The sequence below is a fragment of the Pseudomonas sp. CCC4.1 genome, assembly GCF_035019225.1.
Lineage (GTDB): Bacteria > Pseudomonadota > Gammaproteobacteria > Pseudomonadales > Pseudomonadaceae > Aquipseudomonas > Aquipseudomonas bubulae.
Genome location: NZ_JASJWL010000012.1, coordinates 23,443 through 39,405 on the forward strand (window position 1 = coordinate 23,443; position 15,963 = coordinate 39,405).

Annotated in this window: 10 protein-coding genes; 7 read left to right on the forward strand and 3 right to left on the reverse strand. The window is 58.5% G+C overall.

From position 1 onward, the window contains the following. Window positions 1–39: 39 nt before the first annotated feature. A complete protein-coding gene (locus QN377_RS07470; RefSeq protein ID WP_322214016.1) occupies window positions 40–4,326 on the reverse strand; it encodes a membrane-targeted effector domain-containing toxin in 4,287 nt (1,428 codons plus the stop codon). 259 nt (window positions 4,327–4,585) lie between these two features. On the opposite strand from QN377_RS07470, the gene QN377_RS07475 reads away from it, so the two are divergent. From QN377_RS07475 to QN377_RS07505, 7 genes are all read left to right on the forward strand, one after another. Further along, window positions 4,586–6,343 (forward strand): carbamoyltransferase, encoded by a 1,758-nt coding sequence (locus QN377_RS07475; protein ID WP_095000915.1) that lies wholly within the window; start codon window positions 4,586–4,588, stop codon window positions 6,341–6,343. Next, window positions 6,327–7,457, forward strand: coding sequence for a glycosyltransferase (locus QN377_RS07480; protein WP_095020181.1), 1,131 nt, complete (start codon window positions 6,327–6,329; stop codon window positions 7,455–7,457). The genes QN377_RS07475 and QN377_RS07480 overlap by 17 nt, the downstream gene beginning before the upstream one ends. Further along, on the forward strand, window positions 7,457–8,353 hold the full coding sequence (locus tag QN377_RS07485) for an antimicrobial resistance protein Mig-14 (protein WP_095020182.1): 897 nt from the start codon (window positions 7,457–7,459) through the stop codon (window positions 8,351–8,353). Before QN377_RS07480 ends, QN377_RS07485 begins: the two co-directional genes overlap by 1 nt. 121 nt (window positions 8,354–8,474) lie before the next feature. Then, complete coding sequence (locus tag QN377_RS07490; protein ID WP_322214018.1) at window positions 8,475–9,893, forward strand: PIG-L family deacetylase; 1,419 nt, start codon at window positions 8,475–8,477, stop codon at window positions 9,891–9,893. Window positions 9,894–9,956: 63 nt separating this feature from the next. Beyond that, window positions 9,957–10,841, forward strand: a complete 885-nt coding sequence (locus QN377_RS07495) for a DUF6625 family protein (protein WP_170943714.1) — start codon at window positions 9,957–9,959, stop codon at window positions 10,839–10,841. After that, a complete protein-coding gene (locus QN377_RS07500) occupies window positions 10,838–11,989 on the forward strand; it encodes a glycosyltransferase family 4 protein (protein ID WP_095020184.1) in 1,152 nt (383 codons plus the stop codon). Before QN377_RS07495 ends, QN377_RS07500 begins: the two co-directional genes overlap by 4 nt. Continuing rightward, the gene (locus QN377_RS07505; protein WP_095017695.1) at window positions 11,986–12,870 is read left to right on the forward strand and encodes a glycosyltransferase; all 885 of its coding nucleotides are present in this window, start codon (window positions 11,986–11,988) and stop codon (window positions 12,868–12,870) included. The genes QN377_RS07500 and QN377_RS07505 overlap by 4 nt, the downstream gene beginning before the upstream one ends. A gap of 14 nt (window positions 12,871–12,884) precedes the next feature. On the opposite strand, the gene QN377_RS07510 is transcribed toward QN377_RS07505, so the two are convergent. Together QN377_RS07510 and QN377_RS07515 are read right to left on the reverse strand one after the other, a co-directional pair. Next, window positions 12,885–14,093, reverse strand: a complete 1,209-nt coding sequence (locus tag QN377_RS07510) for an acyltransferase family protein (protein WP_232527670.1) — start codon at window positions 14,091–14,093, stop codon at window positions 12,885–12,887. Between the two features lie 2 nt (window positions 14,094–14,095). After that, window positions 14,096–15,961, reverse strand: coding sequence for an O-antigen ligase family protein (locus tag QN377_RS07515; RefSeq protein WP_322214022.1), 1,866 nt, complete (start codon window positions 15,959–15,961; stop codon window positions 14,096–14,098). Between the last annotated feature and the right edge of the window lie 2 nt (window positions 15,962–15,963).

Sequence of the window (15,963 nt, forward strand, 5' to 3'; positions counted from 1 at the left end):
CCGTCCCTGTCTTGAACGTGATGAGCGTCGGGCGCGGGGTTATTGCACTTGGGTCATGTTGATGTCTTGTAAGCCATGGATCAGGTCTTTGAGGGTGTCGTAGCGTTTTTGGTGGATGGTTGGCCAGCTTTCACGTTCGATAAAAATCTGACCATTGGCGTCGGTTCTCAAAGGGGTATGCACAATTTCGTGGTTATTTGAGCGATGTATCAACTGGGCGCCTTGAGGGGATGCGCTGTCCAGGCGGAAGAACCCCGGAACCGGTAGCCTGTTATTGGTTTGCGATGGGGAGAGGGCTGGTAAATGGGGCTTTGTGCCTGGAATGTCGATTTGCAGCCAGTAATCGTTTTTCAAAAAGCGGTAGTTAGCATGTTTGTTATCCGCGGGGATGATTTCACCGATGTCCTGACGCAAGCCGCGGCTGGTGCCCGGGGCTGAATCCGATACTCGCACGGATATCGCCCCTTCAAGTTCGGCCAGCCCCGGTATGCCCTCAAAGGTGTTGGCATGTGAGTTGCCCGTCAGGGCTATCCATTTGCCTCCTGGGTTTTGGGCCTGATGAGCGCGAATCGTACGGGAGGCAAAGTAGCTGAACATTTCATAACGGTTTAGCCAGGGCGTTTCGCTCGGTGTGCTTTTCGGGTAGTAACTGGCCGAGCAGTCAACCGCGATAACCCTGATGCCATGCCGTCTGGCCTCGCGCACCAGTTGGCTGAAGGTATGGCGGCTGGAGGGGTTGATCTGATGACCAAAATCCTGATCCTCAAGGTATTTGTTCAACCTGAGGGGCATTTTTCCGCTTTGGAAGTAGTCATCCAGAAGGCTTTGGTGCAGGTCGCTTTGCAGGTGCTCCATGTAGAGGACCTTTACGTCGTGCCTGGCAAACTCGGCCATGTTGTCGATCAGGATCTTTTTACTCGATTGGTGAGAGTGGGTTTCACCCCACACGATGCCATCTGACTGCTCGAACAGGTGGTTGATCAACGCTTGTTCCTGCACGTTGCCAGGTAATTGCGGGCGGGTGGCCCGGGGTTTTGCAGGTTTTGTCAGGAAGTAGGCCTTGGCATCCGCGAGCAACTTGATCCGCAGCTCCTTGAATGCCCGGTGGGCAAGGCTGCGCTCGGACGCAAAATCCATAAAGTCAGTGATGCCATCGAGTACTGAACGATGGTTCTCGGTGATGTCCCGAAGTGCTTCCTGGTACTCGGCGGGCATGTCGTAGTCGCTGTATTTGAGGTGGGGCACATCGCCAGGCAACTCGGTGAGATGCCCGGTCAGAGGTACCCAGCGTTTGCTGTTGTCCGCCAGCCTGTGCTTGATTTGCCAGCGGCCTGCGGTGCGCCGGACCTTGAAGCTGGCGCTTGCGCCAGCGCTTGAACTCGATTGCGGTTGCAAGTACCAGTTGCGGCCCAGCCAGCTGCTGTAGACTTCGAACACGTCGCTGTCCTGCTTGATATATCGCATGTTGTCTATGCGATAGATGCCCTGCTCGTCAGGGGTGTAGCGGCTGAGATCGACGCCTCTGACGCGCGCGTTGTCGATTACCCTTTCAATGCCGGGTTTTTGTTTGAGCAAAGGGGTTGTTGGATCGACATCCCATTGCCCGGCCGAGAGTTCGCGCAAGGGGATGCTGTACGGTGCGTTGGGTTTGCGCTCATCCAGTGCGCGCCAGGTGTTGTCCAGGTTGTCGTACTGGCTGCGATAGAACCTGCCGTTTGTGTTTTTGGTGTAGCAGGCGGTCTGACCATTGGCAGTGGGCGCTTCATACACACCTGCACCGTATTCATCCCCCGTGCGCAGCCTGAGCCTGGCACCGGGATAATGGCTGGCAGCAGCGGGACTCAACGAGGGTACGGGCTGTTTTGCGCGTTGACGTATCGAATTGCCGAATACGGCTGAGCCGGTAAAGTCCGAGGCGCCGTCAGTCAGGTAGGTGATGGACTCCATAAAGTGCAGCAGAGCTTCGTGTTTTTCGTCGCGCTGCAGGGCATCAAGGCCTCTGATGATCTGAGCGATAAACCGCGCCAGTACGATGGGCAGCAGCACTCGGGTGGGCAATGCGAAAGACAGGATGTCGATTGCCGTCAGTACGGCCTCTTTGGCAGTGTTTACGTTGCTTTCCCAGGTAGAAGTCGACTGCTCGTCAGCATCGCGGATGGCGTGCAAGGCCTCGGTGTCGTAGGACGCTTCGAACAGGTCATGGCTGATGCCCTGCAGTTGCAGATTGGCCTCGCTCAGTCCCCGCTCCAACAGCGGCTTGATATACGGCTGTTGCGCCGGTGTCACGTGGCGCATCACATAGGCTCGCCAAATAGGCCGTGACAGGATCTGGCCCAGCTCGTTGCGTGAGTTGGCAACCAGGAACCAGCGGCTCTCAGGCCCGCCGGGGGTGTAGCACAGCAGTTGCCCGGAGCCGGTGGCGCTGAACACCAGCAAACCCGGTAGTGGTTTATAGCGCAACATCAGCAGATGGACTTTGACCTGCTCACCGTTGATTTGTGCACGGTTGTTCTCTACGGGCTGCTCAAGCGCAGCCCTGACCCATGACACCTGTTGGGTGGTCAGCGCACCCGCCAGCGTGGCTTCAAGCAAGTCCAGGTTCAGTTGTGCCTGCTTAAAAGCGACATAGCGCTCCTTGCGCCATTGGGCCTGGCTGGAGTTGACCAGCAGCTCCTTGAGATTTTTTTTGTAGCGCTCGCCAATATCCAGCTGGCGCACCAGCGTTTTCAGATAGCTGCTGGTCAGCACGGCATGTTTCTGGCCCGCTCCATCCTTGACTTGTGCAGTGAGGGCGAAAGTGACGTCCCAGATACCGACATTGGACAGCGCCAGCTCACTCAGGCTACGGCGTGTGGTGTGGTAACTGATGATCGGCCCGGTTCTGCCCAGGCTCATGCCTGCAGGAAACCCGGAACCACTGACAGGGTTGATCAAAGGGCCGGTGCGCAGGGCTTCAGTGGTCGAGATGAAGATCTCGTCCGGGTCGACGTCTATGCCGTGGTCTTTTTTGATCTGTTGCTGTAACTGAAGGCGGGCATAACCCAGCAGTGTATGTTTGCGGCCGATTTCGCTGAGGGGTTGGGCGTCATCGGATTCTGCCGCCAGGCGCTCGTGATTCAGGCGCTCAACGGCCAGCCGCCACTGGGTTTTTTGGCTGTCTGAAGCAGTCTTCAACCAGTCGGGCAATTGGCTTTCCAGCAATCGGGTATAGCGCCCGCGCAGTATGTTGGCGGGATTTAGGGGCAGGCTTGCAGCCAGGGATTGGTCGACGCAGTCGGATAGCTGATCGAGGGATGTGTCTTGCTTGAGATTGCGTGCCACCGACCAGGCATGGTGCATGTCGCTTTTTTGTTTGTTGATCAATTGATCGCTGAAGACGGTAGCTATGGCGCTGTCTGCAACCGGGCTGTAGTCGACTTGCTCATGGGCCAGGGCGCGCTCCCGATCTTCGGTGAGTACGCACGTGAGCAGTGTTTCACGCTGGTAAGGATCGTTGAGCCGGGTCGACAGTTCCTGGCTGAGGGCGGCGAGTGAATCGAACACTTCCAGGCCAGTGTTCGGCAGGTAAAGCACTGAAGGCCGCGGGGTGGGATCCAGGGCAGTGCGCTTGTCCTGCACGCTGGCTGAGATCAGGGGCAGGTGTTTCGTGGTAATCACGAAGGCGCCGTGCAGCACTGCAGTCCTTTGCATGAGACGACTGCTGAGTGCCAGCGTGTAAAAGCCGTAGGGGCCGGGCGTTTTTGGCGCGGGAGATGGGCTGGCATCAGGGAGTACCTGATTGATCATGTCCAGGGCGGTGGGGCTGAAGGTGCTGTCCTCGTGGCGCACGGAGGCTTCTGCGCGGATCAGCCTGTGGGCAAATTGCGACAGCCAGTCTTTGGGCGCTTGGCCATTGAGGTCCTTGTGGGGTGTGCGCCAGAAGTCGTTAAGGGCATCCCTCACACACAACTGCGGGGAGCGGACGACAAACTCAAGGTATTTTTCGAGTTCAGGGGCGGATACCCCGGCCGTTCGATCCTCCTCGTCAAGGGTATAGGCGTAGTTGTAGACGCGGGTGGCACCCTGTACGAAGGTCGGGATCTGGCCGGTCAGGTAGCACTGGTCTATCAGGGCAGTCACCGACTGGCTGGTGATAGTGGGGTTTTGGCCAGGCTGGGCTGCGATCTCTTCATTGATGAAAAGAAAGTCGGTGCAGGTGTCAGCGGGCAACCGCGGAAAAAATACCCGCAGGCAGTGATCCAGCGACAGATCAAGGTTGGGCAAGGCATTGCGCAGCACGAGCAGTTCGCGCTCTGCGTCTTTGAGGTTAGCGAGTGCACTGGGCATGGGGTCGTTCCTGTCTATTGACGCGTACGTCGGTGTATCCACAGGAAATCCCAAAACGTTCGGGTGTTAGGGCTACATATATGTGCCCCGGCGATTTTTTTGCAGATGAGGGCGCGCAATAGGGCGTGGCAAATCGTGCAGGGTCACTGCGGGCGTCTTTACGCTATAATCCCGCTCTTTAGCTGTTTCTCGAACTGCGAGGAACGCATCATTTTTTCAGGCGCCCGCCGCCTGCCTGCATTCAAAAGAGGCTAATCCAGTGGCATTGACGATTCTTGGCCTGTCCGGCGCCCTTAGCCATGATCCCTCCGCAGCCCTCTATATCGACGGCAAGCTGGTAGCGGCGGCTGAAGAAGAGCGCTTCGTACGCGATAAGCATGCAAAGAACCGCATGCCCTACGAGTCCGCAAAATTCTGTCTTGAACAAGCGGGTATCAAACCTTCCGACGTTGACGTGGTGGCGATCCCGTTCGCTCCGATCAGCTTGTTCGGCAAGGCTCGCTGGCACTACGCCAAGCGCTACTGGTACGCCCCGGACCGCGCCCTTGACGCGATCCTGATGGGCAACCGGCGCTACAAGCGCTACCGCAACAAGATCGTGTTCTGCCTTGAGCAGCTGGGCTTCGACCCGAAGAAAATCAAGATCGAACCGGTCGAGCACCACCTGGCTCACGCATCCAGCGCCTACCATTGCTCGGGTTTCAAAGAGAAAACCGCGATCCTGGGCATCGATGGCAAGGGCGAGTACGCCACGACCTTCTTCGGCTACGGCGAAAATGGCAAGATCACCAAGATCAAGGAGTTCTTCGACCCGGACTCCCTGGGTGGCCTGTACGGTGCAATCACCGAGTTCCTCGGTTTCGAGATGCTCGATGGCGAATTCAAGGTCATGGGCATGGCGCCGTACGGCGACGCCAGCAAGTACGACTTTTCGCGTCTGGCCTCGTTCGAAAACGGCGAACTGGTGATCAACACCGAATACGCCAACGTGATCGGCCTGCGTCGCTATAAAGAGAACGGCAAGGGCTTCTACTTCTCGCCAAAACTGATCGAGTGGCTGGGCCCCAAGCGCGAAGGCGATATCGCCGACGAGCCGTACATCCACTACGCGGCCAGCATGCAGGCGCTGTTTGAAAAACTGTCTCTGCAGATGATCGACTACTACCTGGGCGACATCCTCAAGGAAACCGGCAAGATTGCCTTTGCCGGCGGCTGCGCGTTGAACGTGAAGCTGAACCAGAAAATCATTGCCCGCCCGGAAGTCAAAGAACTGTTCGTACAGCCTGCGTCCGGTGATGCCGGTACCGCAGTCGGCGCAGCGGCGTATGTATCCCACGCTCGCGGTGTGCCGGTCGAGAAGATGGAACACGTCTACCTCGGCCCTGCGTACAGCAACGAAGACGTGATCGCGGCCTGTGCCCGTCACCCTGGCAAACCTGCCTACCGCCGCATCGAAAACACCCCGGAGCGCATCGCCAAGATCATGGTCGATGGCAACCCGGTAGCGTGGTTCCAGGGGCGCATGGAGTTCGGCCCGCGTGCATTGGGCGGTCGCTCGATCATCGGTTGCCCGAGCAGCGAAGGCGTGGCAGACCGCATCAACGAACAGATCAAGTTCCGCGAGCGCTGGAGGCCTTTCTGCCCGTCGATGCTCGACACCGTAGGCCCGCAGATGATCAAGGTCGATCACCCGGCACCCTTCATGACCTTCACTTTCGAAGTGGCTGAAGAGTGGAAGACCCGCGTGCCGGAGGTTGTCCATGAAGATGGTACTTCCCGCGCCCAGGTGCTCAAGCGCGAATACAACCCGCGTTATTACGACATGATGAAGGCGCTGGAAGTGCTGACCGGTAACGGCGTTTCGCTGAACACTTCGCTTAACCGTCGTGGCGAGCCTATGGTTTGCTCGCCGACTGACGCGCTGAACATGTTCTTCGGTTCCGATCTGCAGTACCTGATCATGGAAGACATCCTGGTGGTTAAAGACGGCGCCGAGACTTATGAATCGCTCGACTGAGCGTCATGTGCTGCAGTTCTGCCACGGCTATGACGGGCCGTTCCTGGACTGTGCGCGCCAGTACGCGAGCCTGTTTGCCGGTACCGGGTACAAGGTCACCACGGTCTTCCTGACCGGAGCAACCGACCCTGAAGTGGCAGCAGGCTGTGCGTCTGATGAAGTGATCTTTATGGAATTCAGCTCCAGGGCCATTCGTGGCCTGAAGCTGGGTGCCATCGCCAGGCTGCGCAAGATCGCAGCCTCGCGCAATTTCAGTTTTTGCATCGCCCACCGCTTCAAGCCGATTTATATCGCCTTGTTGGCCACCGGCTTGCCGGTGATCGGCGTGCATCATGCGTTTGGCGATTATCAGCGTCGCAGCCGCAAACTGTTTGCCCACCTGTTTCGCAAGCGCCTGAGCCTGCTCGGTGTTTCCGACGCGGTGCGTGACGACATGCGCAAGTGCCTGCCCAAGTGGCCATCAGGGCGTATCAACACGCTCTATAACCGTATCGATATCGATGCGGTCCAGGCCGGGCAATTGTCTGGCACCCCGGCGCGCGAAGCGTTGGGGCTGTCGGTCGATGGCTTTATTGTCGGCAACGTCGGTCGCCTGCATCCGGACAAGGACCAGGCCACGCTGATTCGCGGTTTTGCCCTGGCGTTGCCCAATCTGCCGACTGACAGCCAACTGGTCATTATGGGCAAGGGGCGTCTGGAGGAGGATCTCAAAGAGCTGAGCAATGAGCTGGGGATCGGCGATCAGGTGCTGTTTTTGGGCCAGGTGCCTGATGCACGCCGCTATTTCAGGGCCTTTGACGTGTTTGCGTTGAGCTCTGATCACGAACCGTTTGGCATGGTGCTGCTTGAGGCTATGGCTGCCGGTGTGCCGTTGCTGGCAACGGCCTGTGGCGGTGCCAAAGAAGTGGTCGAGGGCGTGGGGATTTTGTTCCCGCTGGGCGATGCCGAGCATCTGGCCCAGGGCCTGCAGCACCTGGCTCAACTCGATGATGAGCAGCGCATGGCTTGCGCCGAACTGATGCTTGAGCGTTTGCACGAACGTTTTAGTGATCGGGCGGTGCGCAATACCTTCTGGCACTTGGCGCAAGTCACCGACCTGATTGCGGAGTCCTGATGCTCAATCGATTTCAAGGCTGGCGTGAGCGCGGCTGGAGCGTTGTGGATTCCGGCACTTATGCCGATGCCTGGCAGCGTTTTGGCGGCAGCGTCGCTACCCACCCGATGGTCGTTGAACGTCTGGCGCAGTTGGCCGGTATTCCTGTGCGTTATCTTGCCTGGGAGCAGGACGGCAAGCTGAAGGCGGCGATCCCGACCTGGGGGCGCGATCTGGCCTTGTCCAAGGATGTGCTCAAGCGTCATGGCAAAAAAGGTCTGTTCGATCTGGGCAACGCCGAGCTGATCCTGCCCGCAGCTGCGGATGCAGCGGCGCCTTTGCGTCATCGAGCACGCTACCTGTCGCAGCTCAATGAGGGCCGTTTCAGCAATCTGCTGCCGCAAGCCGAGCAGTTGGCGATGGCTCGCACGCCGGAAGAACTGTCGAAAAAATTCCGCTACAACCAGCGCCGCGAACTGCGTTTGCTGGAGGAGGCGGGTGGGGTAGTGCGCCCGGTTTCGGAGTTTTCCAGCGTTGAGCTGGCAAGCATTTATTGCGATCTGTTTTTGCGCCGCTGGGGCTTTGTTGCCACAGGGGCCGAGCGGATGGCCGAGGTCATCGAACTGTTGCGCGAGCTGTTGATCGGCTCGGTGATTTTCCTCAACGATGCGCCGATAGCGATTCAATTGGTGTACCGCGCTGAGTCGCCCGAGTGGATCAGTGTCGAGTACGTCAATGGCGGTGTTGACCCTCAGACCCGTGAATTCAGCCCTGGCAGCGTGTTGAGTTTTATCAATACCCAATCTGCCTGGGAGCAGGCCCGCAGTCTCAACAAGCCTTTGCGCTTCTCGTTCGGCCGCGCCGACCGTGAATACAAAGAGCGTTGGTGCAACCCGGTGCCCGTGTTCAAAGTCTGAAACACAAATCTTGTAGGTGCGGACTTGCTCGCGATGGTATCACTGCGTTTTTTAACATCCCGCAGTGCCTGCATCGCGAACAGGTTCGCTCCCACGAGAGATCAATCACAAGAGCCTAGCCATGAGCCAACCCGCCTCGCGCAAACAGCAACTTCTCAAGCGTCATCGGCGCAACAAGCGTATTGGCCTGCTGATCGGCCTGCTGGTGCTGATTGCCAGTGGCGTGTTGCTGGCCTGGTGGTTGCCGCCGGTGTTGGCGGTGCTGGGCTGGGTGGCCCATGAAGCATGGTTTGCCGATCATCTGTTCTATTCGCCCAAGGACGATTACCAGTACAGCTTCCCGGCCGGCAGCGAGCAGCCGGCGGTGCGCCTTGAGGGCGACAAGCTGGTAGCGGAGCACCCGCTGCAACTGGCAGGAGATGAAACCCTGATCCTGGAGGTCAAGGTTAAAAGTGGCTGGCTGGGACGCTTTGTTGACCCGTATGTGCAACTGTCGGGTGGCGAGTCGGCGGACCGGCAAACTTTCGAGCGTGGCGTGAATGGCCAGCGCTACCTGAACGTGAGTGGTTGTGCGCAGGCGCTGGTCGCGGGGCAGTTGCGTGTGCGCGGGCGCTACTGCCGCGTTTTGGGCCAACCTGAACTGCGGATTTTCCGTCAACCCGATTATCGCCAGCAGCGGATCATGGTTGTTGCGCCCCACGCCGATGATGCAGAGCTGGCCGCGTTTGGCCTGTACAGCCAGGCCAAAGAAGCCTGGATCGTGACCCTGACCGCTGGCGAAATCGAAGCCGGGCATTATCAGCAAATGGGCCTGCCACGGGCAGAGGCCGCCCGCCTCAAGGGCCGTTTGCGCGCGTGGGACAGCATGGTCGTACCGCGCTGGGCCGGGGTGCCTGAAGCCCATTGCGCGCAATTGGGTTATTTTTGCCTGCAATTGCCCGCCATGCAGGGCGCTCCCGATCAGCCGATGGCCTCGCGCGAGGCCGATTTGAGCGACATTCGCGTATTCCGCCAATTCAACCCGTTCCCGTTGCCCGCCGATCAGGACGGCGCGCCGACCTGGCATAACCTGCTGGCCGACTTGCGTGCATTGATTCTGCGCGCGCGCCCTGAAGTGATCGTGCTTCCGCACCCGTCAATCGACCCGCACCCGGACCATATCTGTGCCCATGACGCTGTCATCGAGGCCCTTGAAGGCCTGGAGTGGCAGCCGACCACGGTGCTCGGCTACGCCAACCACCTGCATGACAACGATCGCTGGCCGATGGGTAACAGCGGTGACGGCATTGCCTTGCCGCCGGTGTTCGATGCCACGCTCTGCCTGCGCCCTTGCAGCCTGCCGTTGAGCCTTGCACAGCAACGCGACAAGGCCATGGCGCTGGGGATGATGCATGACCTGCAGCCACGGGCTGCGCTCAAGCGCAGGATTAGACGATCGATACAGCAACTCCTGGCAGGCAGAAAGCCATCGCCTTATGGCGAGAATGAGTTTTTCCGCAAGGCCGTCAGGCGTCATGAGCTGTTTTGGCAACTAAAATAATAAGCACATATAAAAAGCGGTCATGGCATTGACCCTAATCTCGACCTTTACATTGAGTTCCCTGTGATAAAACCATCACCGCGTATTTTATTTGTGATCCCGTACTTCGGCCGGTGGCCGTTCTGGATGCCGTTTTTCCTAGAAAGCTGTCGGCACAATCCCGATATTAACTGGCTATTTTTCAGCGACTGTGGGGTACCTGAAAATCTGCCGGCCAATGTGACCGTTGAATCGATCAGCTTTACCGACTATTGCCGTAAGGTTTCTGAGCGCCTGAAGATCAATTTCGCACCCAAAGAGGCTTATAAACTGTGCGATATCAAGCCGGCGTTGGGCTATATCCACGAAGATCGTCTGCAGGGCTATGATTTCTGGGCCTTCGGCGATATTGATCTGGTGTACGGAGACCTGCGCAGTTATTTCACCGCCGAGCGGCTGGCCCGCTATGACCTGTTTTCAACCCACGAACGCCGGGTCGCGGGGCATTTGTGCCTGATGCGCAATACGTCATGCAAGCGCGAGCTGTTCATGCGGATAAAGGACTGGCAGCAGCGCTTTACTGACAATCAGCATCATGCGCTGGATGAAGGTGCCTTCAGCCGGATCTTCCTGTGGCGCAAGAACCTGCCCAAACCGCTGTTCGAGCTGGTGGGCAAGTTCAACCCGCTGCGTCGCACCAGTGAGTTTACCGAGGCCTTCAGTACCCCCGGCGGCTGCATTAAGTGGCATGACGGCACGGAAAATTTCCCGGGCAAGTGGTTCTGGAAAAACGGCATATTGAAAAACGATCGTGACGGCGATCACACCTTTCCTTACTTTCACTTCGTGTGCTGGAAGCGTAACGAGTGGGCCAAGCTGCCTGCTCCCGATCCAGTTGCAATCCAGCGTCTGGCGGCAGAGCCTGCCTGGGTTATTGATGCCACCGGATTTCACCGGGGAGAGTTATGAAGCGTTCCAAGGTTTTGCAATTGCAGCCCGACTACAACGTCAAGTCCCATGACTTTGCCGACCTCGCCGAGCAGATCGTACGCGCATTGCCCCGTGAGCATTACGAGATCACGGCGGCCTTTTTGCGTGGGCGCCCGGGGCCGGGCGAGCCAGTGAGCAAGGCCGACCACTCGGTGTATTTCGAGTTCAGCGACAAGTCGCTCAAGGGCATGCGGTTGCGCGCCATGTGGGCGTTGTACAAGTTCTGCCGCAAAGAGCAGTTTGATGTGGTGATCTGCAACCGCTTCAAGCCGGTGAACATGATGCTGCAGCTCAACCGCTGGCTGAAAATCCCGCTGTGCGTGGGTATTTCCCACGGGTTTGGCGAGTACGACCGTTTTTACCGGCGCAGCCAGGCCAAGCGCCTGATCGACAAGCACTGGCGCTTTGTCGGCGTGTCGCCTGCGGTCAAACAGTACCTGCTGGACTGCCAGTGCGGTTTCACCGACGCCAATACTTACGCGATCACCAACGCCATCGATATCGAGCAGGCCGAAGCCCTGCAGCTGCCACGCCAGCAGGCGCGTGAAAAGCTCGGCCTCGATCAGGATGCGCGGATGATCGGCGCGCTGGGACGTCTGGTGCCTATCAAGGGCCACCGCTTTTTGCTGCAAGCCTTCGCGGCATTGAAAGACAAATACCCGAACGCGCAATTGGCCATTATTGGTGCCGGCCGCGAGGAGTCGCGTTTGCGCGAGCAGATCGGGCAACTGGGGCTCGATGGTCGTGCGCATTTGTTGGGCTTCCAGGAGAACGCCCTGCAGTACGTGCGTGCTTTTGATATCTGGACCATGCCTTCACTGGCCGAAGGCCTGGGGCTGGCGCTGCTCGAAGGCATGAGTGGGCACTTGCCGGTGATCGCCAGCAATGTGCCGGCCATGCTGCCGCTGATTGAAGGGGCGGGTGGCCTGGCGGTGAAGCCCAGCGACGTGGCAACGCTTACCGCAGCGCTGGACGAGTACCTGGCCCTGTCGGACGACGCTTTGCGAGCCAAGGGCGAGCAGGCGTTCCGCTACTTGCAGCAAAACCACGACATTGAGGTATTCCGCCAGGAGTATCTGGACCTGATCGACTCGGGCCTGCGCCAGGCCCGTAAGGAACACCCATGACTGACTCGCAACCCCTGGTGACGGTGATCATCGCCTCCTACAACCACGGGCCCTACATAGAACAAAGCATCCAGAGCGTTCTGGATCAGACTTATCCCAATATCGAATTGCTGGTGATCGATGACGGCTCGCCTGATGACAGCGTGGAGCGTATCCAGCGTTTGCAGGCGGTACATGGTTTCGACTTTCGAGTGCAACAGAACCAGGGCCTGACCAATACCCTCAATGGTGCGATTGCCCGGGCCAAGGGCAGCCTGATCGTGCCCTTCGGTTCCGATGACATCATGATGCCGGACCGTATCGCGGTGCAGGTTGCCTACATGGATGGCAAGCCGGAAGTAGGTATTTGCGCGGGCAATATCGAGTTGATCGATGCCAATGGCAACCTGTTCCCGGAAAAACGCCAGCGCCGTGATGTACCGTTCCGGCGCCTGGACTTCGATGATATGTTCCTGGAGCGCAAACCGTATCCGCCTGCGCCGACCCTGATGATCCGCCGTGAAGCACTGGACAAGGTGGGGGGGTTTGACCCGAGCATTCGCCTGGAAGACTTGTATATCGAGCTGAAGATTACCCATGCAGGGTACTTTATCGACGGCCTGAACGTGGTGATGGCGCGCTATCGCAAGCACGCGACCAACTCGTACAAGAACCACCGGTTCATGATCGACAGCATTCTGCGCATTTATGCCCAGTTCAGCGATCACCCGCTGTACGACGAGGTGCGCTACAAGTTCCTCAATTCCATGTTCCTGAAAACGGCCAACCGCAATCGTGCCCTGGCTCGCGAGCTGTTGGCGCAGATTCCGTTCAAGCGCTGGACGGGCAAAACCTGGCGTGGGCTGGGGCGGCTGTATTTCTCACCCCTGGAAAAAGACTGACGGCGTGCGAGGGGTTATTCCGGCTCGACCTGTGAGGTTGTCCGGGTACGCCGGCGCAGTCGGCGCACAACCCTTTTGCCTGCGGCCATGCCCGGCTTCTCGATGTAGAGGAAGCTCAGGCTGCTGAGCACAATCAGCAGGCAGCTGCTCAGGGCCGCCAGCAGCAGGAACACCAGCGGCTCTCTGGTATCCAGTGGCAGCCCCAGTGGCAGGCGTTGCAACATCAGCCAGATCAGGAAGCCGTGTAACAGGTAGGTGCTGTAGCTGATTTCACCCATCCAGCGAATGCTGCGCTTGGCCAATGCGCCAAACAGCGTATGCCCGGAGGCGATGATCGAGAACGCCAGGGTAAGCAACAGCAGCGGGAAGAACGCAAAGCTCTTGCGGAACAGGGTCAGCACGGCCATCAGCACAACCAATGCAATGACCCCTGCAACGGGCGTCCGGCTCCAGGCCAGCAGCCTGGGCGTGCGTACCCAGTACGCCGCGGCCACGCCACCGAGAAAGCTCATCAGAATGTGCTTTTTCAGCGAGTGCTCCCAACCTACCACCTGATACAGCGCATAGATGGCGATCAGGCACAGTGCAGTCTGTCGCCAGTCGCTGCGGTACAGAAACACCATCCCGAATAGCGGCAACGCCATATAGAAGAACACTTCGTAGCTCAGGGTCCAGGTGACGTTGGCAATCAGCCCGCCGGTTTGCGGGAATTGATTGATGTCCGGGCGATCAAAAAACAGCCAGGCCAGTATCTGGCCGGCAATCTCCAGCGGGGTGTCCTTGAGTGTCCAGTCCTGGATGTAGAACACGCTGACAATCACCAGCAGCATCAGCGGCAAATATAGCGGGTACAGGCGGAAAACCCGGGACACGGCGAAGGCCAGCCAGTCGTATTCACGGCCTTTCTCGAGCAAACGCCCCCAGAACAGAAAGGCCGTGATCATGAAAAACAAGGCCACGCTGGCCAGGCCGATCTGGGCGTAGAACCGGGTCGAGGGCATTTCAAATGCCCCGGTATGCAGGAACACCCAGGTAATGGCGGTATGGTGAATGAACACACCAAAGGCCAAATAGCCGCGCAAGCCATCAACACTGCTATAGCGGCCTTGAGCTGAGTGCTCCAGATTGCGCTGGATGGTCGGCGACCACCGCAGCAGCAATGCTGACGTCATGATCGCCAGGCCATAGGCCAGCACCGCCCACAAGGGGTTACTGCTGTCCAGGCTCAAGGTGCGTTGGTTTGAGCAAGTGCCATAACCTGGTTGCGCAGGCTTGTAACGGCAGGGGCGGGAGCCAGGGTGGCATAACCTTGCAGCAGTTCGGGCAGTTGCTCTTCGAACAGCCAGCGACGGTCTTCGGGGTAGCGTTGCATATGCCGCAAGTTGCGCTGGCGCAGGGCTATGCGCAGTGCCGAAGGATAAAGATGCATGTCGGCGATATCGATCAGGGCGAACTCGCCATCGTCCATCAACAACACATTGCCCAAGTGCAGTGAGCGGAAGTAAACGCCCTTGTCATGCAGGATCGCCAGGAACTTGCCGAAGCGCTCGACCAGGGCCTGGCGCATGGCCGGCGAACCCATCGACTGCATGACCTGGCGCAGGGTCTGGCCGGGCAGTGGTTGGTACAGCACGGCAGTGCTGCCATTGCGCAACTGAAACAGGTCGAGGATTTTCGGCGCGGGAATGCCCATCGCCTGCAAGCGCTCACTGTTGACGGCAAAACGTTCCGAATAAGGGTTGAAGCTGCCCGAGGTATAGCAGCGGCGTGCGCGGAACAACTTGAGGAAGTTGCCGTTTTGCAGGCGCAGCACCTTGGGGCCCAAGCCATCTTCTTCAATCACCTGGGCATGGCTGGCAAGGGTATTGAAGGCGGCATCGGACAGGCGGTGAACCGGCCTGTCGCGCAGGGTCTTGAGGCGCAGGCCGATATTCAGTGCGGCGATCAGGGCCAGCGGGATCCACAGCAGATACCAGTGTTCCTTGGGGCGCGAGATGATCCCTCCACCCTCGGTCAGGCCGGCACCGATACCGTATACCAGCCAGGCGGAGGCCAGGATGAACAACGGCTGCACGCGGTGACGCCAGCTGCTGTACAGGCCCCAGGCCTGCATGAACAACCAGGGCAGCAGGCCGAGCAAACCGACGTAGAAAAGTACCCCCAGGAAAAAATTATGGGGCTCGCTCAGGGGGTACTCGGGGTGCTCGGACAGCGTCAGGGACAAGTGCGCGTCATAGCCATGGCCGATCCACGGGTTTTGCGCGATCAAGTCCAGCGCCATTTGCCACAGTTCAAAGCGGAACGAGCTGCCACGGCCGACGAGCATGTCCCAGAACAGTGCCGCCACCACCACGCTGCCGATGGCCAGCATACTTATTAGGGCCAGCGAGCGCCGGTTCCAGCAGATGAAGCTGAGCCAGACCATAGCCATCACGATGGCCACCAGTGGAGTTCTGGAACCGGTGGCGATCAGCGCGACGAACATGATGACACAGGCGGGAATGGCCACAAACAGGGCTGGCGGGCGCTTGCAGGTCATGCCCAGGGTTAGCCAGTAGATGCAAAAGAACCCGAATGCGTGGGAGCTGAGCAGCGGATTGTCGAACGCACCGGCTCCGATCATCCGCAGTTGCGGATCATGGTTGGGGTAGAACATGTACAGGTTGTACAGGGTCGCGACCAGGGCAATGACTGCGGCACCAAAAATGACCGGCTGCAGGCTGTCACTGCGGTATTTGACCAGCAAGGTACCGCCCGCGAACAGCATGAACAGGTGCAGCGGGGGTTTGAGCAGGCCGAGAACGCTCTCCTCGGTGTTGCTCCAGATCAGGCTGACCATGGCCCAGGCAGCAAACAGCAGGAAGCCTGCGATCAACGGTTCACGCAAGATGTCCCGGAGTTCTTTGGGCCGCAAGACAAGGGCAATCAGGGTCGGAATGCTGAACAGCCCGTAATACAGTTTGTGATGCAGGCTTCGTCCAGGCAGAAAATAAAGGTCGGATAAAAGTAATAAAAGGCCGACAGGCAGCAGCCATAGGCAAATGAAATCAAACACCCGTTGTTTTGAATAATTTAAGTAGCTCAATTGCATGC

Bases quoted from the DNA above. Each gene is read 5' to 3' on its own strand.
- QN377_RS07505 (WP_095017695.1), top strand. From the start codon at position 11,986: ATGACTGACTCGCAACCCCTGGTGACGGTGATCATCGCCTCCTACAAC.
- QN377_RS07485 (WP_095020182.1), top strand. From the start codon at position 7,457: ATGCTCAATCGATTTCAAGGCTGGCGTGAGCGCGGCTGGAGCGTTGTG.
- QN377_RS07500 (WP_095020184.1), top strand. From the start codon at position 10,838: ATGAAGCGTTCCAAGGTTTTGCAATTGCAGCCCGACTACAACGTCAAG.
- QN377_RS07515 (WP_322214022.1), bottom strand. From the start codon at position 15,961: ATGCAATTGAGCTACTTAAATTATTCAAAACAACGGGTGTTTGATTTC.
- QN377_RS07480 (WP_095020181.1), top strand. From the start codon at position 6,327: ATGAATCGCTCGACTGAGCGTCATGTGCTGCAGTTCTGCCACGGCTAT.
- QN377_RS07490 (WP_322214018.1), top strand. From the start codon at position 8,475: ATGAGCCAACCCGCCTCGCGCAAACAGCAACTTCTCAAGCGTCATCGG.
- QN377_RS07470 (WP_322214016.1), bottom strand. From the start codon at position 4,326: ATGCCCAGTGCACTCGCTAACCTCAAAGACGCAGAGCGCGAACTGCTC.